This is a genomic window from bacterium (genome assembly GCA_037128595.1).
Classification (GTDB): domain Bacteria; phylum Verrucomicrobiota; class Kiritimatiellia; order CAIKKV01; family CAITUY01; genus JAABPW01.
Map to the genome: position 1 here is coordinate 31769 of JBAXWB010000012.1, position 22678 is coordinate 54446.

General features: G+C 56.1%; 25 protein-coding genes. 20 read left to right on the forward strand and 5 right to left on the reverse strand.

The features are described 5' to 3' along the window. Positions 1–2 precede the first annotated feature (2 nt). The 3 genes from WCS52_09030 to WCS52_09040 are packed head-to-tail and all read right to left on the reverse strand — an operon-like array spanning position 3 to position 4306. Positions 3–701, reverse strand: coding sequence for a ferredoxin (locus tag WCS52_09030; protein ID MEI6167325.1), 699 nt, complete (start codon positions 699–701; stop codon positions 3–5). Continuing rightward, on the reverse strand, positions 698–3085 hold the full coding sequence (locus tag WCS52_09035) for a PQQ-binding-like beta-propeller repeat protein (GenBank protein MEI6167326.1): 2388 nt from the start codon (positions 3083–3085) through the stop codon (positions 698–700). Before WCS52_09035 ends, WCS52_09030 begins: the two co-directional genes overlap by 4 nt. 12 nt (positions 3086–3097) lie before the next feature. After that, positions 3098–4306, reverse strand: coding sequence for a PQQ-binding-like beta-propeller repeat protein (locus WCS52_09040; protein MEI6167327.1), 1209 nt, complete (start codon positions 4304–4306; stop codon positions 3098–3100). A gap of 92 nt (positions 4307–4398) precedes the next feature. On the opposite strand from WCS52_09040, the gene WCS52_09045 reads away from it, so the two are divergent. The 20 genes from WCS52_09045 to rfbC all read left to right on the forward strand — a co-directional run bounded on the left by WCS52_09045 (position 4399) and on the right by rfbC (position 18364). Beyond that, positions 4399–6522, forward strand: a complete 2124-nt coding sequence (locus tag WCS52_09045; protein MEI6167328.1) for a TonB-dependent receptor — start codon at positions 4399–4401, stop codon at positions 6520–6522. 106 nt (positions 6523–6628) lie between these two features. Next, entirely contained in the window at positions 6629–7117 is a 489-nt protein-coding gene (locus WCS52_09050; protein MEI6167329.1) for a prenyltransferase/squalene oxidase repeat-containing protein, read from the forward strand. A 519-nt stretch (positions 7118–7636) separates the two neighbouring features. Further along, the gene (locus tag WCS52_09055) at positions 7637–7909 is read left to right on the forward strand and encodes a hypothetical protein (protein ID MEI6167330.1); all 273 of its coding nucleotides are present in this window, start codon (positions 7637–7639) and stop codon (positions 7907–7909) included. A 67-nt stretch (positions 7910–7976) separates the two neighbouring features. Continuing rightward, on the forward strand, positions 7977–8933 hold the full coding sequence (locus tag WCS52_09060) for a DUF3592 domain-containing protein (protein ID MEI6167331.1): 957 nt from the start codon (positions 7977–7979) through the stop codon (positions 8931–8933). Between the two features lie 55 nt (positions 8934–8988). Next, a complete protein-coding gene (locus WCS52_09065; GenBank protein ID MEI6167332.1) occupies positions 8989–9222 on the forward strand; it encodes a BrnT family toxin in 234 nt (77 codons plus the stop codon). A gap of 1 nt (position 9223) precedes the next feature. Then, positions 9224–9424 (forward strand): hypothetical protein, encoded by a 201-nt coding sequence (locus WCS52_09070; GenBank protein MEI6167333.1) that lies wholly within the window; start codon positions 9224–9226, stop codon positions 9422–9424. Between the two features lie 79 nt (positions 9425–9503). Continuing rightward, positions 9504–9926 (forward strand): hypothetical protein, encoded by a 423-nt coding sequence (locus tag WCS52_09075; protein MEI6167334.1) that lies wholly within the window; start codon positions 9504–9506, stop codon positions 9924–9926. 77 nt (positions 9927–10003) lie between these two features. Further along, positions 10004–10579, forward strand: a complete 576-nt coding sequence (locus WCS52_09080; GenBank protein MEI6167335.1) for a hypothetical protein — start codon at positions 10004–10006, stop codon at positions 10577–10579. Positions 10580–10598: 19 nt separating this feature from the next. Then, positions 10599–10832 carry a hypothetical protein gene (locus WCS52_09085; GenBank protein MEI6167336.1) on the forward strand — a complete coding sequence of 78 codons (234 nt, stop codon included), beginning with the start codon at positions 10599–10601 and terminating at the stop codon, positions 10830–10832. 82 nt (positions 10833–10914) lie between these two features. After that, entirely contained in the window at positions 10915–11169 is a 255-nt protein-coding gene (locus tag WCS52_09090) for a hypothetical protein (GenBank protein MEI6167337.1), read from the forward strand. 119 nt (positions 11170–11288) lie between these two features. Beyond that, a complete protein-coding gene (locus WCS52_09095; GenBank protein MEI6167338.1) occupies positions 11289–11519 on the forward strand; it encodes an addiction module protein in 231 nt (76 codons plus the stop codon). Continuing rightward, positions 11516–11806 (forward strand): type II toxin-antitoxin system RelE/ParE family toxin, encoded by a 291-nt coding sequence (locus WCS52_09100; protein MEI6167339.1) that lies wholly within the window; start codon positions 11516–11518, stop codon positions 11804–11806. Before WCS52_09095 ends, WCS52_09100 begins: the two co-directional genes overlap by 4 nt. A 119-nt stretch (positions 11807–11925) precedes the next feature. Continuing rightward, positions 11926–12183: a type II toxin-antitoxin system RelB/DinJ family antitoxin gene (locus tag WCS52_09105; GenBank protein MEI6167340.1), complete on the forward strand. Its 258-nt coding sequence runs from the start codon at positions 11926–11928 to the stop codon at positions 12181–12183. Continuing rightward, on the forward strand, positions 12180–12449 hold the full coding sequence (locus WCS52_09110; protein MEI6167341.1) for a type II toxin-antitoxin system YafQ family toxin: 270 nt from the start codon (positions 12180–12182) through the stop codon (positions 12447–12449). The genes WCS52_09105 and WCS52_09110 overlap by 4 nt, the downstream gene beginning before the upstream one ends. Before the next feature lie 140 nt (positions 12450–12589). Further along, the gene (locus WCS52_09115; protein MEI6167342.1) at positions 12590–13240 is read left to right on the forward strand and encodes a DUF4886 domain-containing protein; all 651 of its coding nucleotides are present in this window, start codon (positions 12590–12592) and stop codon (positions 13238–13240) included. A gap of 347 nt (positions 13241–13587) precedes the next feature. Continuing rightward, on the forward strand, positions 13588–14028 hold the full coding sequence (locus WCS52_09120) for a low molecular weight phosphatase family protein (GenBank protein ID MEI6167343.1): 441 nt from the start codon (positions 13588–13590) through the stop codon (positions 14026–14028). After that, positions 14021–15088 (forward strand): ABC transporter ATP-binding protein, encoded by a 1068-nt coding sequence (locus WCS52_09125; GenBank protein ID MEI6167344.1) that lies wholly within the window; start codon positions 14021–14023, stop codon positions 15086–15088. Before WCS52_09120 ends, WCS52_09125 begins: the two co-directional genes overlap by 8 nt. Next, complete coding sequence (locus tag WCS52_09130; GenBank protein MEI6167345.1) at positions 15085–16779, forward strand: iron ABC transporter permease; 1695 nt, start codon at positions 15085–15087, stop codon at positions 16777–16779. Before WCS52_09125 ends, WCS52_09130 begins: the two co-directional genes overlap by 4 nt. A gap of 176 nt (positions 16780–16955) precedes the next feature. Next, entirely contained in the window at positions 16956–17825 is an 870-nt protein-coding gene (gene rfbA, locus WCS52_09135) for a glucose-1-phosphate thymidylyltransferase RfbA (protein ID MEI6167346.1), read from the forward strand. A 2-nt stretch (positions 17826–17827) separates the two neighbouring features. After that, positions 17828–18364: a dTDP-4-dehydrorhamnose 3,5-epimerase gene (rfbC, locus tag WCS52_09140; protein ID MEI6167347.1), complete on the forward strand. Its 537-nt coding sequence runs from the start codon at positions 17828–17830 to the stop codon at positions 18362–18364. Between the two features lie 2 nt (positions 18365–18366). Here rfbC and WCS52_09145 read toward each other — a convergent pair whose 3' ends face one another. Further along, complete coding sequence (locus WCS52_09145; protein MEI6167348.1) at positions 18367–21468, reverse strand: efflux RND transporter permease subunit; 3102 nt, start codon at positions 21466–21468, stop codon at positions 18367–18369. A 39-nt stretch (positions 21469–21507) separates the two neighbouring features. Beyond that, complete coding sequence (locus WCS52_09150) at positions 21508–22626, reverse strand: efflux RND transporter periplasmic adaptor subunit (protein MEI6167349.1); 1119 nt, start codon at positions 22624–22626, stop codon at positions 21508–21510. Between the last annotated feature and the right edge of the window lie 52 nt (positions 22627–22678).

Consider the following 22678-nt stretch of genomic DNA (forward strand, 5'->3'; position numbering starts at 1 on the left):
GATTATCCTCGGTTGACCCAGGTGCCGGAATGGTTTGAACCGGTGGATTCCCGTGATGGGGTCGGCCCCTTAGGCTTAAAGAGGTAGGGCTGATTGGCAGGAACCCGGCTGAAGGCTCCGGCCGGGCAGTCCCGGGCGATGGCGCAGTCGTTGCAGTTGAGGCAGCGATCATGGCGCACCTGCAGGACGAGTGAACCGTTTCCAAAGGCACCACACCCTTTCACGCAACGCCCGCATCCGATGCATTGCGGCTCATCGATGGTGTATTCAAAATAAGGCTCCTCGATAAAGGTGCGTTTGATGGCGGCGGTGGGGCAGACCTGGTTTTCGGCGGCACTGGTCAGGCTGGCGGCACCGGGCAGAAAGAAACCGAAACAGAGTTTGCAGTAACCGCACATTTCAAAGCGGTGCACGCATTTGACGGCGGAGAGCGGGAGGACGCAGTGGGTGGCACATTGTCCGCATTGGATGCATTTAGCCGGATCCAGTTGCCAGACCGTGCGTTGCGGGGCAGGCGGGCGGAACGATGAGGCGGTAGGGTCCTCGCAAGTGGGAAACTCCGGACAGCCGGCGCAACTGCTCGTCTTGGTGCAGCGTTTACGCAAAAGAACGCCGCCGCCCAACGAGGCCAAGGCCACCAGCATGGCCCCACGCATCAGGTTGCGGATAAATTCACGGCGACTTTGAAGGGCTGCTTTCATTTCTTTATGTACACTCTTATTACATCTGCGGTGGGGTCGAGCACGAGAATTCGTCCGGTGCTGTCTACTGCAAGATCGAGGCCCACGGCGTTCTCAGGCCAATCTTCCTGGCCTGAAATCACGTCTTTCAATCGTCCCTTGGCGTCATATTGCTTGACCCTGACAATATGTTTTTCGCTGGTAATGAATTCGCCCGCAGGGGTCAGTGCCATATTGGAGGGGTTGCAGCAGCCGCAAAAGCCGGAGGCCTCCATCGAATAATTTCCCCAGGCCTCAATGAATTGGCCTTCGGCGGTGAAATGCTCCAGCCGGTGCAAGCCGGGGTTGACCACCCAGAGCGACTCATCGGCCGCCACCGCCAGATCGAAGAAGGCGCTGGGAACCACGAAGCCTTCCTTGCGCTGAGCTTGATCCTTCTGCCCGATCCGCCCGGCGGGTTCGCCGGCCAGCGTGAAGCGCCAGACCATCCGATTGGCGCAGTCGGCGACAAAAACATGAGACAATGAGGCGGCGATCGAGGTGAGCATGGCGTTAGGGGCGGGACTTTTCCAGACGGCTTTGCGAACACCCTTCGAATCAAAGACTTCCACATGATCATTGAGGCCGGCAAAGATATCGCCCTGGGCCGAGGTCGCCAGGCAGCGGACGGGTTCATTGAGCGCGATGCGGGCCAGAGACGTTCCTTTGGGGTCCAGGATTTCCATGGCCGTCATGGAGCCGGCGATGATCCGGTCAGCGCGATCCACGGCCAGAGCGGTGAGATTGGAGAGGGACGGCTTGATCCATTGAATCCCCTCACCCTGACCCTCTCCCTCTCCTCCTGCGCCAAGGCTACGGCGGACAAGAAGGGGAGAGGGAATTCCTGTTGGAGCAATGATGGTCTGCTTCCTCTCCCCTTGGGGGAGAGGACTGAGGTGAGGGGTATTGTTCGTCTTGAAAGAATCTATCCCCCGCAGATCCAAACACCTCATCTGGCTATAGTCCCTGACCAGCAGACGTCCCCCCGCCAGAGCCATGGGTGCCCAGGCTTCCTTTCCCTCCAGAACTTTGGCCTGTGCGAGTTTGACATATCCTTTTGGCGAGGCCTCGATCATGGTCAACAGACCGTTATCCTCAAGCAGCAGCAGTTTCCCGTCCGCGATCATGAACGGGCCCAGGCCGAACCGTTCTGTGGAGCCGCTTTTCCACTGGACCGTTCCGTCGGGAGCCATGCAGACGGCCTGTTTCCGGAACCCGCCGGCATCGGCCGGGAGGATCGAATATAGGAAGCCCTGGTAATAGATGGGGGTGTGCTGCTCGCAGGCAAACTCTGTTTTCTCAAGCCGACGTTCCAGGATGGCTCCCATTGACCCGGCCTCCTGGGTCAGCCGGAACAGGGCGCTACCGGCCCCGTAACCGGCGGTGACCATAAAGCGACCGTTCTCCAGAGGCACCGGACTAGGGGCTACGACTTGAAATTTCCATTCGTCAGTTTGCCAGAGGATTTTTCCTTCCTCGCCCTTCTCGGCGGACACCCCGATGATCCCCCCGATCGCCGCGTACACATACATTTTCTTTCCCTGCCATTCCATTGGCGTAATGGACGCATGCGACATCTGCCAGTTTTTCGGATTGGGGGTCTGCCAGATGATTTTGCCCGTGGCGCAATCGACGCCCATCAATAGGACTTTACCTCCGACCGCGATGATGGCCTGGTTATCCGTCAGGAGCGGGCATTGACCCGTGTACCACATGGGGGTCGTGGTGCCCCAATCCTTTTCGAGATCGATCCCCCAGCGGAACGCTCCTGTTTTGGCGTCGACACACATGACGTGACAACGCGGGCCAATGGTCACGACGACTTCATCTGAAACGGCGGGAACGGTGCGGGAGATGCCGTGGTTGCGCTTGATGTGGACCTTATACCAGCGTCGCCAGATTTCACGGCCATCGTCCATGGAAAAGCAGCGGAGTGAATCGGCATTTTCGCTGGCGTCATAATCCAGGAGGTAGGCGCGGCCATTCAGAATGGCTGGTCCGGCGTAGCCCTCTCCCAGGTCAACGGTCCACAAAACGGGTGGTCCTCCCGGCGGCCAGGTATTGGCCAACGTCTCCTGAACGGGGGCAATGTTGTCGTGATTGGAACCGCGAAAGCCGGGCCAGGCGCCTGCGGCGAGGGCGGGAATCCCCGGGAAGGTGGCAAACTTTTCGCCGATGTTGACCGTCTCGCCCGGTATGGTGGCTGTGGCGGCGGAGGGGAGTTCGCCCGGAAGGGGCAATCGTCGCGACAGCAAGGCGGCATCACCAGTACTGCCTCGCCACCAGGCAAGCAGCATGGCGGAAACGGCGACCCCCGCGACCACGATCGCGAGTACGGGAAAAAATTCCTTAGCCCTGTTTCCCATAGTTTTAAAAGGCTATTTGCTCACATCCAGCACGACGAGATCCCCTTTATCATTGCGGCAGAAGATCAGGCCGCGACAGAGGACCGGCGCGGTCCAGCAGGTTTTCTCCAGAATCTTGCCTGCTGACGCAATCTGTTCAAAGGCGGTGGGGGAGGCCTTGACGACGAACAGCTCGCCTTTTTCGTTGAGAACCACTAACCGGTCCCCTGCCGCGGTCAGAGAGCCAAAGCCGAGGTTATGGGCCCATTTTTCGGTGCCGGTGGCAAAATCAATGCACTTCAGGGAGCCATTCCCGGTATTGCCGTCGATTCCGTAGAGGAATCCATTAATGAGGACGCAACTGCTGAAATGATTACGCATGATTTTGCTGGTCCAGACGGCCCGCGGTTGGGGTCCCGTTACATCCAGTACGCTGGCGCCTTTACCATAACCTGATGAGATGAAGAGTTTGCCATTGAGGGGAATGGGATCCGCCGCATTCACGTCATAACTGGTTTCCCAGTCGCTGGACCAGAGTTTTTTACCGCTATTCAGCTCTACGCCGTAGATGGCTTTTGCCCCAAACACGGCCAGGCATTCCGTTTTGCCGGAGGTGTACACGACGGGGGCCGCATAGCCCCCGGTTCCTGCCGGACTGGCCCAGATTTTCTCGCCAGTCATGCGATTCAACGCGATCCCGTATTCACAGGCATTGAGCAGGAGCAGGTTGCCCTTGATCACGGGGGACGCGGAAAGCCCCCACTTAAGGTTGTTGGACTTAAATTCCGTGAGCAGGTTTTTCTGCCATTGAACCGCGCCGGTGTCCGCGTTCAGGCAGAACAGCTGGCCTTCCCGGCCTAAGGTATAAACCCGTTTTCCATCAGTGGCGGGTGTGGCTCTTGGCCCTGGATAGCCACCGCCGGGGCAGGGATAGGAGTATTTCCAGAGGAGGGTGCCGTCTTTGAGGTTCAGGGCATAGACTGTGTCCTGATTATCTTTGTTGCCCACCGTAAACACCCTGTCGCCCGATACAGCCACGCTGGCATATCCGGCACCGACATTGGTTTTCCAGGCGATTTTGCCACCACTGGATACGGCTTGTGGATTCCATTGGGTGTCTTTTGAGATCCCGTCCTGATCGGCGCCCCGGAACTGCGGCCAATCCTTCTGGTCTGCCGCCAGCCCATGGTTGGCCAGCACGCCGCCCAAGATCAAACCCGCGAGTACAAAAATTGGTTTCATAGTGTCTGCCTCTCTTTTGTCAGTATGTTGGCCCTCACGATCCCATATTTCTGTTTGATTTTGAAGCACTATTAGAATAATGGATGATCCCCATGAAACTGAAAAAAACAGCGATGGCGACTTGGGTGACGGGTGTACTGGTCGGGTTGGGATTTTTAGAGATGACTTCTGATGTCTTCGCCCAGACCACCGAGGTCCAAACCGTCGTGGTCACGGCACGCAAATGGACCGAGCCGCTTCAGGCGGTCCCCGGGGCCGTTACCGTTCAGTCTGCCGATGACATGAAGTCGGCCGGGGTGAAGGATCTACGTGATGCCGCCCGCTATGTTCCCAATCTGACGATGGGTGATTTTTCGGTCCGGCGCCTGACCTTCCCTTATTTGCGGGGAATTGGATCGGGGCGGAACTCGGCCGCGGTGACCACAATCATTGACGGGGTTCCCCAGTTATCCTATGCCACGGCCAATCAGGAGTTCCTGGATGTGGAGCGGATCGAATTCCTGCGGGGCCCGCAGGGCGCTCTCTATGGGCGGAATACGCTGGGCGGCGCGATCAATGTGGTGCCCCGCCTGCCCGGTCGCGAGCCGGTGACCTCCGTGAGTCTGGCGGGGGGCGATGCCGGTTTTTTTGATACTCGCGTTTCAACGGAGGGGCCGGTCGGGCCGCATAAAGCCGCCGGTAGCCTGAGTGCTGGCTATTCCACGCGTGACGGGTATACCAAAAATGATGTCACCGGGAACCAGTTGGACAGTCGGGAGTCTTTTTTCGGGCGTGCCCAGGTGTTGTGGCCGGATGAAGGGCCGTGGAGTTATCGGCTCAGCGTCAGCGGGGAAGCCGATCGCGATGGGGATTATGCGCTGGGCGATCTGGCCTCATTGCGGGCCCGGCCTTACCATGTGGCTCATGACTATGAGGGCGGCTCCGAACGGGATTTGTCCCAGCCGGTGTTTACGGCCACGCGCCGGGGCGCGGAAGTGGATCTCACATCCATCACCGCCTTCCAATGGTGGCGCTCACATGATCAGACCGACCTGGATGCGACGCCGGCGGATCTCATCCGGCGTGACAATGCAGAAAATCAGGAGGCGTGGATTGAAGACCTTCGCCTGACCTCCGCCGAAGCGGCGCCGGTTAAGCTGGGCGACCTGGTGACCCTGCGCTGGCTGCTGGGCACCATGGCCTATCATTCTACGTATCAGCAGCGTGCCTTCAATGATTACCGGCCAGGTGCGGTGGCGATGCTCGGGTTGCCGCTGGCCTATCAACAGCATGACGATGCGGACCTGAATGACGCCGGAATCAATCTCTACGGGCAGGGGGTATTCACGGTGGATGAGCGGCTCGAGCTGGGGCTGGGGCTCCGTGATGACTACGAGCACCGCTCGGCCGATTTGCGGCAATATGCCAACCCGGCCTTCATGCCGGAGTCCGCCCGGAGTGACGAACAGGACTTCAATCAGGTCAGTCCGCGCGCGTCGCTCGGGTATCGCCTGACCCCGGATATGCTGCCGTATGTACAGGCCTCCAAAGGCTATAAGGCCGGCGGCTTCAATACCATGGCCATCCCCGGCCATACTGAATTTAATGAAGAAACCAGTTTGACCTATGAGGCCGGCCTGAAGACGGCCTGGCTCAAGAATCGGGTGGTGGTCAATGCCGCGGTATTCAGGACCGATTGGGATGACCTGCAGTTGGATGTCCCGGCAGGCGCGCCGGGCGTGTTCTTCATTGATAACGCCGGGAAAGCCCAGAGCGAGGGAGGGGAGCTGGAATTGAGCGTCAGGCCGGTGTCAGGCCTGGCCCTGTTCGGCGGGGTTGGCTTCTTGACGTCCGAGTTCCGCCCGGACAGCCGGTCCGGAGGAACGGATGTCAGTGGGAACGAATTACCCTTTGCCCCGCACCTCACCTGGCATGCCGGCACCGAGTATTCACAAATTCTGTATGCCCGGTACACCGGCTTTATCCGGTTGGAAGGGGTGGGAACAGGATCGTACTACTATGATGCCAGCAATGCGGAAGCGCAGGACAACTACGTGCTCGTCAACACCCGTGTGGGGGTGGGGACCCGCCTGTGGCGGGTGGAGACCTGGGTCAACAATCTCTTCGATCAGGACTACGTGCCCATCGCTTTTCCTTATCAGTTAGCCCCCTCTGGTTATGTGGGTGAAAATGGGGCGCCCCGCACGGTCGGGGTATCCCTCAGCCGGGTGTTATGACGGAATCCGTCCTATTTATTTGCACCGGCAACTATTAACGGAGCCGGTTTTCAGAGATCCTGTTTAATCATTTGGCTCCTGGCTTCCGCTATGGTTTGGAAATCAAATGGCTCCGCGTCAGGCCAATCCTACCTACGGCACGGCCCATGTGGTTCGGGCGTTGAGCCGCCTGACCCCGGGCCGACTTCCGGAACGCGGCGTTCTGGTCGGGCGAGGGACGGCTTGGCTCCTGAATTCCCAGAATGAAGACGGGGGCTGGGGCGGTGCCGCCGGGGCCCCATCGACGGTGGAGGAGACCGCTCTTGCGATCGCTGCGCTGAATATCGATGACGGGGATGAAGCGGTCCGGCGCGGAGCTGCATGGCTGTTGAGGCGAACCCATCAGGGGACCCGGTTTGACTCAGCGCCCATAGGACTTTACTTTGCTCAGCTTTGGTATTCAGAGCGACTTTACCCGGTCATTTTCACCCTGCAGGCGCTGGCCGCAGTATTGAATTTAAAGTCCCGGATTTTGGATGGTGACGCATATTGCCTGTCAGAAGGGCAAGTGCGTCATTGCGAAATCTTGAATCCAACCCCCGCTTCGTCCGTTTGAGTCGAGGAGTGTGGAGAGGGATATTTTCTGTTATGGATTGAGAGTCAGGTGGTTAGGAGAATGGCTTGACCCTGATGGGGATGCTGCCTACCATCTTTTCCAGTCAGTCAGGCGCCTGGCAATAACGTAAGCGTCAAATGCTGTTCCGAAAAAGAAATCAGAAATCCTATTATGACGCAGACTATATGTTCACAGATGAGATGATGATGGAGAACGATAGCAATAAGACTAGAGTTCGGAGATTTGTCGCGATGCGCCGCAAGCTGTTTTCGTTATTGCTTGTCCTGACGTTCGTAATTCTGCTGATGATTGTTGGAAAACGATATGATTCGGGTGTCGAAATCATCGGGGTTTCGTTCGCAGGGGCGGTTTTACTGACCTCACTGATATCGGTGGTCAGTATTCCAGTAATTTGGATCGTATCCGGGAGACAGAAATATTCAAAACTGTGAACAAGGCGCTCCTGGCTATCGGCGCTGACGCGCCTCAGCCAAAGCGCCAGCGTTGGAGTAAGAAAATATGAAGAAACTGATATGTGGATTCATAGCAGGTTTCCTCCTGGCATCTGTTCTGGCCATTCCTATTGTCAAAATGGCAATGAATGATAAATACCACTTTGGCTATGGGCAGGGGGTTTTGACAGGTGAGTCAGAGGTGATTCGGTTTCTGGGTAAACATTTTGAGGTCACCAGACCACCAGACGGTTGCAAAGATTCATTGATCACAAAACCGGGCGGGATTTACATCACCGAAAGAAACGGCAAAGCTGAAATAGAAGTAACAAAATGGTAAACTCCAACCACCCGCTTCTCGGTACGGCTGACGCCGCCCGAGAGCAGGACGTTCGCAATGGCATTAAATGAAAAATAATTCAGGTGGCGGAATTTTTGCGGGATTCATTCTGCTATTGCTTGTTCTCTTGGGGCCGTGCGTATTGACACTGGGAATTTTGGACCTTCGCAATTGCATGAAGAGTTCGAAGTGGCCATTGACCAATGGGCGCATACTGGTTAGCGAAGTAACTCAGCGGGAGTCTACCGATTCAGATCAGCGTCGATACACTGTCTATGGATCCAGAATTGAGTTTGAATATTGGGTTGGCCAACAGCGATATGTATCGGACAATATTCGTGCAGCACGCCTGTGGGACTCCTCGTCCAGCCGATTGACCGAAAGACTCGTTGGGCGATACCCAAGAGGGCGGGAGGTCAATCCAGGTTACGATCCCCAGTCTCCACAATTGGCGGTACTCGAGCCGGGTATACATGCTGGCGATCTCGGCCTGATCTATTTTGGCGCGCCTTTTACCATGGTGTCTGCGTATTTCATCAGCCTGCCGTTTCGCAAACGGAAATCCAGAAAAAATGCGGGCACCATTAGTAGATATGCAAGTCGTGTGCTGCGCTTTATCCGGAAAATCCTATTTTGTCGTGGTTTCTCTCAAGGAGTAGACTCGCCGAATGGGCAGTATACCGCCATTTTTGGTAAGCGATCTATCGAGCATTCGCCGCACCAACCGGAGGTGGCCTTTGAATGTTCGGTCGAAATGGAGGAACAAGACGACTCTGTCGTCCTCTTCTCTATAACCATTGAACAAGCCAAGGCATTGCCCAATCTTTTGCAGATAAATATCGAAGATATAGTGAAGTGGGATCCGACTTCTGCGCTGGTCGTTTTCAAGGTGACTGAGCCCCCAATTATCGTTAAAGCGAAGGAGCTGGCGTCCCAACACCGGCAGGCAAAGACGGCCTGTTTATTTATTTTGCCTTTGTCGCAGAATGCCAAATATATGAATAAACAAGGGGCAACCCGATGAATTATGATTTCGAGTGGGATCCCGTAAAAGATCGTCTTAATCGGAAAATCATGGTGTGCGATTCGAGCAAGCGACGCATGTTTTCCGTGACCCAAGGGCCATCACGGTGTTTGATGAAGAACACAGCAAAACTGAAGATCGCTGGGTGACGATTGGCCTTTCGGCCAGCGGTGGAGTTTTGGTGGTGCACCACACGTACCAGGAAAGCTGCGAATCAAATGCCTGCATCAGGATTATTTCGTCTCGAAAGGCCGTCAGGCGTGAAATCAGTCAGTACATGGAGAAATGATATGAAAAAGGGATATGACTTTTCAAAGGGAGTGCGCGAGAAATTCTTTCGGCCGGATGCGAAGATGAACTTGCCCGTTTATCTCGACTCAGATGTGTTGAGTTTTGTGGAAAAAATCGCATCCAGTAGACGTTCTGATATTTCGGCTGTTGTCAACCGGCTGCTTAAGTCTGACATGCAACTGATTGAAGCCGCAAAATAATCCGCGAACCACCTCTTTGACCGCGACGGCTCGCACGCTCACCGCGGGTCAAGAGTCGCGTTGGATTTGAGATAAATTGATGAAAATGAAACATTTTATGGTTGGGGTTGTGGTGGGCTTGGTTGTAGGCCTGTTGATTGGTAATTACCTGGGAGTGAAACAGACCCAGAAACTGGTAGATCAGATACGCGCAGAGTTGCTATCCAATGTTCAGGAAAACGATGAGTCCCGCACGGTTAACATGGCGCTAGCGCTTGATCAGGTTCGGAAAGTAGCCCAAGAGAGAGGACTGGAACTTACTAGCGTCAAAGCACTTGGCCCGCGCACTGTTCAGTTGAATATCGCTAATGGCCCAGCAGTCAGTCTTCAATGGCGGCAAATGGGTGTGGATTCGGACGCCAGCCGACGTGATCTGGACCGCAAAATTGGGAATCTCATGGCTGTGATTAAGAAAGCACATGAAGTGCATGCGCCGCTGAATCATGTTGAATTGACCAAATGAAATTGAATCGAACCAGAAAAATCACGGTACGGCTTCGCCTCCCGTGATTTTCGCCGGTTCGGATAGAAGATGATGAAATGAACAACCAAAAGAAGATCCCTGTCATCATCTGGTCTTGCTTGACGTTGGCTTGGTGTGCGTGGGCTTGCGTTCTATGGTGGCCACACATCGAACCGCTCACGGGTATGACGGCGGGTGGATATCTTCTGAACATCGGCATTCAAACAGGATTGATGGGCGGTGGTCTTTACCTGCACATCGTCAGGAAGACATGGCGGTTGGTGGCGGGATTACTCATCCTCATTGCGTTGTTCCTTGTTTTTCCTGTGCCATCGTACGCCGGTGTCTGCCTTGAAATCCGGAACACGAGCAATGCTACGACAACCGTTACTGTCCAGCGAACGGGATCACAGTCGCGCAAGGTTCAAATGACCGTTTCTCCGCAGGGCACAATGGAATACAAAACCGCGCCGGGCGATTGGAGCAGCGGCGCATCTTTCACGGTTGATTGTAGGCAACATACCATCACGACCAACATTTGGGTGTTCAGAGGCCGTCAGATTGTTGTTGGGGAAAACGGAATCGGCATCAAAGTCATCCGAACCATGGGTCGCACTGTACCGCCGGAAGCTGGCGCTTCCAGCGTCCAATGAACCCGAACGTTCTGCAAGAATGATGATGAAAAATGACCGAATAGTTTCAGATGGCAGGATCAGATTGCTAAAGGATCCGGCTACCAAGGACCGGGTTGGTCAAGCGACCGCCGAAATCAAAGAACGATTTAAGCGGGAAATGAAAGGCGCAGGTTTGTTGACCCAGTTGACGCTTTGGTTCAGGATGAGAAAGGCGATCCGGCAGGCCGTGGAGAAAATAGCGCCTTCTCGTGGCCTGTATTTTAAAACATGAAAACCGCAGAACCAGCCGCTCCTGGCTATCGGCGCTGACGCGCCTCAGCCAAAGCGCCAGCGTTAGCCGGCGGAGGAATATCATGAAACGACTTATTGCGGGCGTAGGCGGCACCCTTGCGCTTCTTATCTTCATTTGCTTCCTGATGCTGTGGGTCTCTGGATTCGAGATGGTCACGTCACTGGTGCGGGGCGTACCATTTTACTGGGGCAAGGAGGGCCACCAGATACACGTCAGTCATCTTGTGGTCTTGTTCCTTCTCGTTGTCTGTCCGCTCGGGTTCGGAATCGTCTCCGCTTGGTGGCTTCGTATCGCATTTCGGAGAAACAAGACATAGGCTAACAAGGCGGCGGACACGTACGGTGAACCCTGGCGGGTTCACCGCCGGTCACCGCCAACGTTCGCAGATGACAAAAGACTGATTGATGACGAACTCGTAAAGGGTATAATGCTGGCATGAGTATTACAGCGGAAAAAGTCATGACGGAAGCGATGGGGCTTCCCCCTGTGTTACGGGCATTTGTTGCCGAGAAACTGATCGAGAGCCTTGATGCCTCCGATGCCCCCGCATTGTCGGCCAAATGGAAAAAGGAAGTTCGGCGGCGGTGCGCCGAATTGGATCGTGGCACAGTTGAACTTCATGATGCGGATGCCGTTTTTGCCAGGGCATACGCCGCGCTTGCATGAAGGCCTTAAAGTTCCATCCCGACGCCGAATCCGAAATGCTCGCGGCGGCGGCCTATTACGAGGAACAACAGCCTGATCTAGGAAGAAGGTTTCTGGCGTCGGTACAGGATGCCATCAATCGCATTCTTTTGAATCCACACCTGTACCCGACCGTCGATCTTGATGTACGTCGGTGCCTCACAAAAACTTTCCCCTTTGGCGTATTGTTCCGGAATCAACCGAGACGAATTGTCATCATGGCAGTCATGCATCAGCCCCGCGATCCTGACTACTGGAAAACCAGATGAATTGCGAACCACCGGCCGCACTGTACACCTCATTCTGACAGGTTCGGTGCCAGTGAGCCGCAACGTTGGCTAGAAAGAATGACTTGATAAATGTGTTGCGGATGTGACACACTGAATTCATGAAAACAGCAGTCATCCATGCGAGAATCGAACCGCAGATCAAACGGCAGGCAGAAGGTGTCTTGCATAATCTCGGGATCAGCCCGACAGAGGCGATACGGATTTTTTATCGGCAGATCATGCTCAGACATGGGCTCCCATTCGCTGTGGCCGTCCCCAACGAATGCACTGCGGACACCCTTGAAAAGAGCCGCCGGGGCGAAGATGTTCAGGAGTTTGAGTCATTGGATGCCATGTTTGAGAGCTGGAAGAAATGAAGAAGGTCTCGCAGACCACCCAGTTCGCCCGTGACATCAAGAAGATGAGGAAACGCGGGAAGGATCTGGCAAAACTCAAGGCGATTGTGCGACAACTCGTCTCGGGAACACCACTCGATCCAAAGCACAGAGATCATCCCCTTGTCGGAGAGTGGAAGCCCTCGCACGATTGCCACGTGGAACCCGACTGGATCCTGATTTACACTGCTGACAATGATTCACTGAGGCTTGAACGAACCGGGACACATTCGGACTTGTTCAGATAAAACAATTGGCCAACCACACCTCGCTCTGTACGTCGCTGACGCGCCGACCGAGAAGGTAACCGTTAGGCGGTACTAATTGACTATGCTGTATTCCCTATAAAAGGCACCCCCTCATTACATAATAGAGGTTCCACTTAATCATGAAAATTTTGTTTATTGGTAATAGTCACACATTCAACCATGGGGTGCCTTTTCAAGTGCGCGAACTTATTCGCCAAAATAATCCCGATGTTGACACCGCCATGTATGCTACGGGGGGGATGACAATCGGCGGGCACTCAAAACAACAGGATATTCAAATGGCGATCCAATACCATGACTGGGACTACATTGTTCTGCAGCAGAAAACGCACCCATTTGATGGATACAATGTCTTGCTTGACGACTGCAAGTCTTTGCTACCTTATATTCAAAAAACGCGTGCCGAAGTGCTTTTGTTTATGACCTGGGCAGAAAAAAGGATGCCATCAAATCAAGTCACACTCGACAGTGCGTTTATGCAGGTAGCGCAGGCCATCAAAGCTACCCCCGTTCCTGTTTCAAGAGCATGGCATAGAATCCTGCGCTCAGAACCTAGTATTAATTTATACGATATTGATGGCGAACATACAAGTCCTAGTGGCAGTTACTTGGCTTCCTGTGTATTTTATTCTGTCATTCAGAAGCGTTCGCCAGTTGGCCTTCCGAATAGAATTTGTGTCAACGGCGATGAATTGGTCAACATTAATCAACAGCATTGCGAAAAAATTCAAAAGGCAGCTTGGTTGGCTTTACAAGAAAATGTGGCCTAACCATTCACTCCACCTGACGCCCGAAGCGGGCTCAGGTGAGTTCAAGCGGTGGGAATTATTAAATAATGAATTTACAGAAGATACCCGGGAAAGTATTTGAGATAGCAGGATCCGTAGTTGGATTCTCGGGGTCGATATTTATTGCCCTTCAGATTAGGGCGGAACTAGCATCAACGGCAACGTCAATGTATCTGAGGCGTATAGCCGATTGTCATCCTTTGCGAGCTTCGCGTGTTCAAAATCTTAATCTTTCGATTTCGCCAAATAGGTCGAAACAATGACCCGGCCAGCCAAGGTGGGTAAGAATGTTCTTCAAAATCGACCCGTAATACCTGATATTGAGCCGCATGTCTGACATCGTATTGTTTATTTGTACCGGCAACTATTACCGGAGCCGGTTTTCAGAGCTTCTTTTCAATACGCTTGCGCCGCAATACGGGGTGAACACCCGCGCGGTGTCACGGGGCCTGATTACGGAGTTGATTTCAGTTGAGATGGGCAGTATGTCGCCTCATGCGGTGAAAGGGTTGAAGGCCCGCAAGGTCGCTTTGGACGCCGTTCTGCGCCGGCCGATCCAGCTTCAGGAGTCGGATCTGGTGGAGGCCGCCGTCGTGATTGCCATTGATGAATGGGAGCACCGGCCCATGATCAGTCAGCGCTTTCCCCATTGGGTGGATCGGGTCCGGTATTGGCAGGTCGCGGATATTCAGGACCTCGATCCCGAGGTGGCCCTGTTTGCATTGGAAACCCGTGTCCGGGCTTTGCTGGGAGAGTTAAAACATGAATAAATCGATTCCTGCAGCGATTGAAGTGCGTCATGTCGTCAAGCGGTTCGGGGCCGTGACGGCGCTGGATGATGTGTCGCTATCCATTCCCGCGGGCGAGATGTTCTTTCTCCTCGGTCCCTCAGGGTGCGGCAAAACCACGTTGCTGCGTATTCTTGCCGGCCTCGAAACGCCCGATTCCGGGACGGTATATTTCAATGGACGGGATGTGGCGGAACTGCCGGCCTATGAGCGCGGAGCGCCCATGGTGTTTCAGAACTACGCGCTTTGGCCGCACTTGAATGTCCGCGACAATGTGGCGTTCGGCTTGGTGGAGCGCCATGTGCCAAAACAGGAGACCGAAAGCCGGACGCAAGATGTCCTGAACCGGGTCGGGCTGGCGGGACTGGGCGGGCGCATGCCCGGGCAGTTGTCCGGGGGCCAGCAGCAGCGGGTGGTCCTGGCGCGTGCCCTGGTGCTCAATCCGGCGGTCATTCTGCTGGATGAACCCTTGTCCAATCTGGATGCGAAACTGCGGGTGGAGATGCGGCTTGAGATCGATAAGCTCCGGCGTGATACGAATATCACGTTTGTGTATGTGACCCATGACCAGGCCGATGCGCTCGCCCTGGCGGACCGCATGGCGGTCATGCATGCCGGGAAGGTGAGCGCAATGGGAACGCCCTTGGAGTTGTATGCCCGTCCCCCGAATGTCTTTTGTGCGGATTTCCTCGGTGAGGCGAATTTTATCGAGGGCGTGGCGAAGGGCATGACGGTCCAGACCCAATTGGGGAATTGGGTCTGGCAGAATGACGGGGCCGCGCCATTTATTGCCGGGGCGCAGGTCTGTCTGGTGCGACCCGAAAATATCCAGTGTGTGGAAAACGCCAGGAGCGGGGTCAATGCGTTTGAGGCCGACATCACGGAGGTGAGGGTCAATGGCGCCACGGTGACGGTGTCGCTACTCGCGGCGGAGATGACGCTGAAGGCCACCGTGCTGACGCAGCGGTCGCTCGGGTTCAGGAAGGGTGACCGCCGGTGGTGGGCGGTGGCGCCGGAGAATGTGGTGTTACTGTCTCTATGAAAATTCGATTTAGCACGCCCGTTTCTGTCATGCTCATTGTGGCTACACTGGGAATATTCCTGGTCTGGCCGATGGCGCATGTGTTCGTGCGCTCGTTCTGGGACGACCATGGGTTCACCCTGTTGTATGTGACCGGGCTCTTTACGAATACCGTTCATCTCCAAGCGGGGCTGACGAGTTTTCTCATCGCGACCTGTGTGACGCTCAGTTGCGTCGCGGTCTCGCTGCCGATGGCCTGGCTGTTTGCCCGGCGCTCCTTTTACGGGAAGGCTGTGTGGTCGGGCTTGCTCCTGCTTCCCATGATCCTGCCCCCGTTTGTGAGTGCCGTGGGCATGAAGATCATTTTTTCGCGCGCGGGTGCCTTGAGCACCCTGATGATGAATCTCGGTCTGGTGAATGGGCCGGTAGACTGGCTGGGCCATTTCCCCCTCCTGGGGATTGTGCTGCTGGAAACCTTGCATCTGTTTCCGATCCTATTCCTCAATCTTGTGGCCGCCCTCGCCAATATTGATCCCTCGCTGGAGGAGTCCGCCCTGAATCTGGGGGCCTCCCCGCTGCGGGTCTTCAGGCGGGTGACCCTGCCGCTCGCCATGCCGGGTTTGTTTGCCGGGATGGCGCTGGTGTTCATCTGGTCCTTCACGGAACTGGGAACGCCGCTGGTGTTCGGGTTGCGGCGGGTGCTGCCGGTGGCCATCTATGACAGTGTGGCTGAAATCGGCACGAATCCCTCGGGCTATGCGATGGTCACGTTTGTGCTGGTCATTTCCGCCCTCGGGTTCTGGCTCAGCAAGCGGCTCTTGTCGCGCCAGCGCTCGGTGGCCACGCTGGGCCGGTTGAGCCAGGCCCGCCGGGAAATCCCTTTATCCTTTCGCGGGACGCTTCTGGTCTATCTGCTGGTGGGCGGCGTGTTGTTCGCGGCGGTCCTGCCGCAGATCAGTGTGGTGCTGTTGTCGGTCAGTCACCGCTGGTTCCTGACGGTGCTGCCGGAGGGGTTCACGCTGGAGTTCTTCGGGCAGGCGCTCAATTCCGAACTGACGCGGACCGCCTTGTTGAACAGTCTGTCATTTTCCCTGATTGCGACGGTGCTGGATCTGCTGTTGGGGTTCGGTATCGCCTGGCTATGTGTACGCAAGCGGATCTGGGGGAGTGACTGGTTGGATGCCCTGGCCATGCTTCCGCTCGCGGTGCCGGGGCTGGTGATTGCGTTCGGGTATATGGGGTGTTTTTCCGGCACATTCCCGAACACCCTGCTGGATCCCCGGATGAATCCCATGATTCTGCTGTCGGTGAGTTATGCCATTCGCAGGTTGCCCTACATGGTCCGGGCCGCGCATGCCGGGCTGGAGCAGGTCAGTTCCACCTATGAGGAAGCGGCGGCCAATCTCGGGGCCTCCCCGTTCCGGGTGGTCTGGCGCATTACGCTTCCCTTGATTTCGGCGAATTTGCTGGCGGGCGCCATCCTCTGTTTCTCCTTCTCCATGCTGGAGGTGTCCGACAGTTTGATCCTGGCCCAGTCCGAGAACTTTTATCCCATCACCAAGGCAATTTATGCGCTGCTCGAAAGTCTGGAGAATGGGCTGAATATTGCCTCCGCGCTCGGGGTCTGGGCGATGGCCCTGCTCGGGGCAGGCCTGTTGTTGGCCACCGCCCTGATGGGCAAACGGATCGGCCAGATGTTCCGGGCTGGGTGAGCACGAAAGTTGTTAGGTTACTGAGTTGTCAGGTTGTTAAGTTAATGAGCGAAGGCTTTTGTTACACAACAACTTAACAACCTGACACCTCAGCAACCATCTTGTTCTGTGGACAATACGCTCGACATCTTCTGATTTTATTTGAGAATGAGGATATTCAATAAGGAGGGTGGATTATGAAGGGAATCATACTGGCCGGGGGATCGGGGACGCGGTTATTTCCGCTGACGAAGGCGGTGAGCAAGCAGCTCCTGCCGATTTATGACAAGCCAATGATTTACTATCCCCTTTCCGTCCTCATGCTGGCGGGCATACGGGATATCCTGATTATCAGCACTCCCCATGATCTGCCGCTCTTCCGCCAGTTGTTGGGCGACGGCTCGCAGATCGGGCTCAACCTGATCTATGCCGAACAGCCGAAGCCGGAAGGACTGGCGCAAGCCTTCATCATCGGCCGGGAGTTTGTCGGCACCAGTCCGGTGGCCCTGATCCTGGGTGATAACATCTTCTATGGTCACAACTTCTCCTCCATTTTGAAGGAAGCCAGCCAGTTGAAGGAGGGCGCCTTGATTTTCGCCTATCCGGTGGCGGATCCCGAGCGTTATGGAGTGATTGAGTTTGATGCCAATGGCAAAGCCCTTTCCCTGGAGGAGAAGCCGGAGAAGCCGAAATCGAAGTATGCGATTCCCGGCCTCTACTTCTATGATAACCGGGTGCTGGAGATTGCCGCCAAACTCAAGCCGTCGCCCCGTGGCGAGCTGGAGATTACCGACTTGAATCTGGCCTATCTTAAGGCTGGAAAAATGCGGGTGCATTCCCTGGGGCGGGGCTTCGCCTGGCTGGACACGGGGACCCATGACTCGATGTATCAGGCGGCCAGCTATGTGCAAACCGTGCAGATCCGGCAGGGCTTCAAAATGGCCTGTATTGAAGAGATTGCCTATTCGATGGGGTATATCACCCGTGAGCAGCTCAAGGCTCTGGGGCAGGAAATGGTCAAAAATGAATATGGGCAGTACCTGATCCGTATGGCGGAGGAAGTGTAATCATGGCGCTCCAGGTTATTCCTCAGGCGATCCCTGAGGTCAAGTTGATCATTCCGGATGTGTTTGGCGATTCCCGTGGATTTTTCCAGGAGACCTACAAGCAGGAGGCCTACCGGGCGGCGGGGATACCGGGTCCCTTCATTCAGGACAACTGGTCCCGCTCCACGAAGGGAACCTTGAGGGGGCTCCATTATCAGTTACCCAATCCGCAGGATAAACTGGTGTGGGTGGTCAGCGGTGAGATTTTTGATGTGGCTGTGGATATCCGGCGGGACTCACCCACCTTTGGGAAATGGGTGAGCGCCATCTTGTCGGCGGCGAATCATCACCAATTCTTTATTCCGGCCGGCTTTGCCCACGGGTTTTGCGTGATGAGTGATGAGGCGGACTTCATGTACAAATGCAGTGCGTGTTATTCGCCGCAGGATGAAAAGGGCATTCTCTGGTCCGATCCTGCCCTGGCGATCCCCTGGCCCGTTACCACCCCGATCCTGTCGAAACGGGATGTGGGGCTTCCGCGTTTGGCGGATATGAAGTAAGACTACTCCAGGTCCGTCCGTTTCTTATAGAACTTGTCCTGGATTTTCTCCATGTAGAGATAGATGCCGGGGGTCACAAAGAGGGTGATCACCTGGGCAAAGATCATGCCGCCGACAATCACCAGACCGAGCGGCTTCCGGCTTGAGGCGTCGGCACCAAAGCCCGCCGCGATCGGTACTGCGCCCAGGATGGCGCACAAACCGGTCATCAGGATCGGGCGGAACCGGACCACGCAGGCATTGTGAATGGCGTCATAACTGTTCATGCCCTCCGCTTTCCGTTGCAGGGCGAAGTCCACCATCAGAATGCCGTTCTTGGTAATCAGTCCGAGCAATACGAAAACGCCAATGTAGGCATACAGGGACAGCTGGCTGCCAAACATATAGAGCGTCAGGAATCCGCCGAAGATGGCCACCGGCAAGGTCGTGAGAATCGTGAAAGGGTGGACGAAGCTCTCGTACAGCATTCCCAACACGACGTATTTCAGGAAGATGGCAATCAAGAGCAGGATGCCCAGGCTGGCGATGGATTTTTTGAACTCCACGGCATCCCCGATGAACGAGCCTTGCACGCTCGGTGGCAGCACGGCCGCCGCCTTGGCTTCGATCGCGGCGGTCACCATTCCCAGCGGCACGCCCGGGAAGGGGCTGAAGGAGATGGTGGCGGCCTCATGTTGCTGCGCATGCGGCACATTCTGAGGACCCGCTTCCTCGGTCCATTGGACAATCGATTTCATGGGAACCAGGGGGCCGTAAGCCGAGCGCAGGTAGAGCAGGCCTAGATCGTTCGGCAGGCGTTGGTTGGATTTCTGGATTTCAGGAATGACCTGGTATTGATCCTGATCGGTGGTGAACTGGGTTACGTAACCGCCGGAAAAGGACAGGGCCAGGGCCTGCTCAATGGAGGTGGCCGTGATCCCCAGGGCCGAGGCGCGGTTACGGTCAATGGCGATGGTCAGGCGGGGCATGTTCAGCTTGACGCTGTTCTGGGTGGCAAAGGGAATCAGGAAGGGGATCTTGCGGATTTCCTGCTCAAGCTGAAAGGCTGTTTTGTAGACCGTATCCCGGTCCAGACCCTTGATGAGAAAGCCATAGTCACTTCCCTGGGCGGTGGAGTCGACCCCGGAACTGATCTTGAGAACCGGCATGGCCTTCATGGCGCACAGTCCGTCGGGAATCATCATGGCCTGTCCCATCAGCTTCTGCGCAATCTGGTCGATGGGGGCGCGCTCACGTGGAGACTTCAGGCGGATGAAGACAAAGCCCATGCTTTGGTCGGCGCCGGGGAAGATACCCGTTACGCTGCCCATGCGTTCAATGGCCGGGTCCTGTTTGAACAGGCCCATGATCTTGGTTTGATAGGCCTGCATCTGCTCGGACGAGGCACCCTGGGGCATGAGCATGGCCCCGAAAATAAAGCTGCTGTCGCCCGGGGGCAGGAAGGCTTTGGGGAGAATGAAGTACAGCACACCCGCGCCCACAATGCAGAAGACCCAGGCCACCAGGGCGATCCATTTGTGGCGGAGCTGGAAGTGGAGGGCTTTGGCGTACTGGTTGATCAAGTTCTGAATAAAGGACTGGATGCCCCGCTGGATGGCGTTAGGCGCCTTCTCGTGGTGCAGGATACGGGCACACATCATGGGGGAGAGGGTCAGGGCGAGGATCGTGGAGACGATAATGGCGAAGATGACGGTCAGGGCGAATTCACGCAGGTTCCGGCCCACCGCCCCACCCATGAATACCAACGGCATAAAGACAATGATCAGGGCGGCGCTGGTGGAAAGGACCGTGAACGAAATTTCCTTCATGCTTTGCAGCGCGGCGGGGATGGGCTTTTTGCCCTCCTCCAGATGACGCACGGTGTTTTCCAGCACCACGATGGCGTCATCCACGAGAAACCCGACGGCCAGGATGATGCCCATTAACGAGAGGGTATCGAGGCTGAAGCTGGAGGGCAGCATCAACAGGCAGGTGCCCAGTAACGAGATGGGTAGGACAATGCTGGGAATCACCGTTTCGCGGACACGGCCCAGGAAGAAGAAGATAACCAGGATGACCATCAGGAGGGCGATGCCCACGGTGAGTTGAACGTCATGGAGGGACTCGATGATGGGGGTGGCGCCATTGAACATGGAGACCAGGGTAATGGTGGAGGGGAGTTCCCGTCGGGCGTCTTCCAGTGCCACGGTGACGCGGTTCGCCACGGCGACGGTATTGGCCCCGCTCACGCGTGAAAGACGCATGACCACGCAATTATTGCGGAGGGGTTCCGTTGGGGTCGTGTAGCGGATATTCACCAGATCGTTGGCAAGGCTGTCCACGCACTGGGCGACGTCCTTCAGCCGGATGGGGGCGTCGTTGCGGGTGGTGATGATCACTTCGCCGTATTCGCGGGCGGTGCGTAATTGGCCCTGGGGCTCGATCACAAAGGTGCGTTGGGCGCCATTCAGGCTGCCGCCGGGAATATTGGCGGTAGCGGCCTTGAGCGCCAAGGCCAGTTCGTCGACGCCGATTTTATACGAGGCCAGTTTGTCGGGACTGAATTGGATGCGGACGGCATTTTTGGCGCCAAACGCCTCCACCTTGGATACCCCCTCGATCATGCTCAATTTCCGGGCCACTACATGGCTGGCATAGTCGTACAGTTCGCCATGGGGCATGATGTCAGAATAGAGGAGCAGGTAATAGATAGGGGCGTCGGAAGGGTTGAACTTCTGGTAAGTGGGCGGGCTCGGCAGGTCGGAAGGCAGATTCCGGGTGGCCCGGGTGATCGCCGCCTGCACGTCCGGGGCAATCAAGTCCACATTGCGGTTCAGGCTGAAGGAGAGGGTGATCGTGGAAAGCCCCTGTTTATTGTCCGAGTACATGGATTCCAACCCGTTGATCTGGGTGAATTCATTCTCGAGCGGGGTGGCCACCGTCGAGGCCATGGTGGCGGGGCTGGCGCCCGGATAGGCGACCGTTACCTGAATGACCGGGTAATCCACGGTGGGCAGGCTGTTGACAGGGAGTTGAAAATAAGCCCAAACCCCACCCACCACCATCAGGGTGGTGAGCAGAATCGTCATGACCGGGCGCCGGATAAATATTTCAGAAAAGCTCATAGGGGTCTCGCTTCAATTTCAGATTTCAGATCTCTTATCTCATTTTTTCATCATCTTCGCTGCATCCATGACGGTCGCCCCCGGGCGCATCATCATGAGCCCTGACGTGATTACCGACTCACCAGCATGCACTCCCGTGGAAATCTGGAGCAGATTGTCGTGCCGCACGCCGATGGTGACCGGGCGGAGTTCCGAGAGGCTGTTGGAATTGGCGACGTACAGATAGGGTCCGGTTTTTCCGAATTGGACCGCGCTCTCCGGCACCATGACGGCGTTAGGGATCGTCGTGACAATGACTTCGATGTTTACGAATTGCTTCGCCCAGAGTGCGCGGGTGGGATTCGGCACTTCGCCCCGGAGCAGAATGGAGCCGGTGGCGGCATCCACGGCATTATCAATGAACGAGAGGGTGCCCGGGTAATGGCGGGTATCGCCGGTCGGGGTGACTTCGACCTGAATGGGCCCGGCCGACATGGCGTTGCGGATCTGGGGCAGGTATTGCTCCGAGACCGTGCATTCCAGGCGGAGGGGGCTGTTGTTCCGGACATTCGTCAGGCGCGAGGCGCCGGCGGCCACCAGATTTCCTGCATCCACGTAGCGCTTGGAACAAATGCCGGCGATCGGTGAAACGACCGTGCAACGCGAGAGATTGAGTTGCGCCTGGGTGAGGGCCGCCTGATCGATGGCCAGTTGTGCTTCCAGTGTGGTGGTTTTGTTCTTGATGGCGTCATACACCTCCTCTGAAATCAGCCGCTTTGCCAGAAGCGGTTGATTCCGGAGGAGGGTGGTGCGGGCGAGTTCCAGGGCGGATTTGTCAGCGGCGAGCATGCCTTCGGCCTGTTGAACGCGCGTTTCATAATCCCGCGGATCAATCTGGAAGAGCGGCTGGCCATTGGTGACGATGGCTCCTTCTTCAAAAAGAATACTCAATAGCTGACCTGAAACCTGGGGAACGATGTCCACGCTCTCCTTGTCCTGTGTGGTCCCGTAGGTGGCAATGATGACGGGGGTGTCCGCCTGAAGGGCCGGGGTCATGGTGACGACGACAGGAGGGGCCGAGGGCGGGCCGCCTGCCTGTTTTTTACCGCAGGCGCTGGTGAGCAGGGCCAGGGCGGAGAGGGAGACGGCCGTTAGGGTCAAACGTGTAATGTTGTTCATATTATTTTTTCTCTTCCTTAATTACCCGGCGCCGACAGAGCGGCGCCCTCCA

Excerpts from the sequence above, each read along its gene's own strand:
- WCS52_09030 (MEI6167325.1), bottom strand. The coding sequence starts at position 701 with ATGAAAGCAGCCCTTCAAAGTCGCCGTGAATTTATCCGCAACCTGATG.
- WCS52_09035 (MEI6167326.1), bottom strand. The coding sequence starts at position 3,085 with ATGGGAAACAGGGCTAAGGAATTTTTTCCCGTACTCGCGATCGTGGTC.
- WCS52_09040 (MEI6167327.1), bottom strand. The coding sequence starts at position 4,306 with ATGAAACCAATTTTTGTACTCGCGGGTTTGATCTTGGGCGGCGTGCTG.
- WCS52_09045 (MEI6167328.1), top strand. The coding sequence starts at position 4,399 with ATGAAACTGAAAAAAACAGCGATGGCGACTTGGGTGACGGGTGTACTG.
- WCS52_09050 (MEI6167329.1), top strand. The coding sequence starts at position 6,629 with ATGGCTCCGCGTCAGGCCAATCCTACCTACGGCACGGCCCATGTGGTT.
- WCS52_09055 (MEI6167330.1), top strand. The coding sequence starts at position 7,637 with ATGAAGAAACTGATATGTGGATTCATAGCAGGTTTCCTCCTGGCATCT.
- WCS52_09060 (MEI6167331.1), top strand. The coding sequence starts at position 7,977 with ATGAAAAATAATTCAGGTGGCGGAATTTTTGCGGGATTCATTCTGCTA.
- WCS52_09070 (MEI6167333.1), top strand. The coding sequence starts at position 9,224 with ATGAAAAAGGGATATGACTTTTCAAAGGGAGTGCGCGAGAAATTCTTT.
- WCS52_09075 (MEI6167334.1), top strand. The coding sequence starts at position 9,504 with ATGAAAATGAAACATTTTATGGTTGGGGTTGTGGTGGGCTTGGTTGTA.
- WCS52_09080 (MEI6167335.1), top strand. The coding sequence starts at position 10,004 with ATGAACAACCAAAAGAAGATCCCTGTCATCATCTGGTCTTGCTTGACG.
- WCS52_09085 (MEI6167336.1), top strand. The coding sequence starts at position 10,599 with ATGATGATGAAAAATGACCGAATAGTTTCAGATGGCAGGATCAGATTG.
- WCS52_09090 (MEI6167337.1), top strand. The coding sequence starts at position 10,915 with ATGAAACGACTTATTGCGGGCGTAGGCGGCACCCTTGCGCTTCTTATC.
- WCS52_09095 (MEI6167338.1), top strand. The coding sequence starts at position 11,289 with ATGAGTATTACAGCGGAAAAAGTCATGACGGAAGCGATGGGGCTTCCC.
- WCS52_09100 (MEI6167339.1), top strand. The coding sequence starts at position 11,516 with ATGAAGGCCTTAAAGTTCCATCCCGACGCCGAATCCGAAATGCTCGCG.
- WCS52_09105 (MEI6167340.1), top strand. The coding sequence starts at position 11,926 with ATGAAAACAGCAGTCATCCATGCGAGAATCGAACCGCAGATCAAACGG.
- WCS52_09110 (MEI6167341.1), top strand. The coding sequence starts at position 12,180 with ATGAAGAAGGTCTCGCAGACCACCCAGTTCGCCCGTGACATCAAGAAG.
- WCS52_09115 (MEI6167342.1), top strand. The coding sequence starts at position 12,590 with ATGAAAATTTTGTTTATTGGTAATAGTCACACATTCAACCATGGGGTG.
- WCS52_09120 (MEI6167343.1), top strand. The coding sequence starts at position 13,588 with ATGTCTGACATCGTATTGTTTATTTGTACCGGCAACTATTACCGGAGC.
- WCS52_09125 (MEI6167344.1), top strand. The coding sequence starts at position 14,021 with ATGAATAAATCGATTCCTGCAGCGATTGAAGTGCGTCATGTCGTCAAG.
- WCS52_09130 (MEI6167345.1), top strand. The coding sequence starts at position 15,085 with ATGAAAATTCGATTTAGCACGCCCGTTTCTGTCATGCTCATTGTGGCT.
- rfbA (MEI6167346.1), top strand. The coding sequence starts at position 16,956 with ATGAAGGGAATCATACTGGCCGGGGGATCGGGGACGCGGTTATTTCCG.
- rfbC (MEI6167347.1), top strand. The coding sequence starts at position 17,828 with ATGGCGCTCCAGGTTATTCCTCAGGCGATCCCTGAGGTCAAGTTGATC.
- WCS52_09145 (MEI6167348.1), bottom strand. The coding sequence starts at position 21,468 with ATGAGCTTTTCTGAAATATTTATCCGGCGCCCGGTCATGACGATTCTG.
- WCS52_09150 (MEI6167349.1), bottom strand. The coding sequence starts at position 22,626 with ATGAACAACATTACACGTTTGACCCTAACGGCCGTCTCCCTCTCCGCC.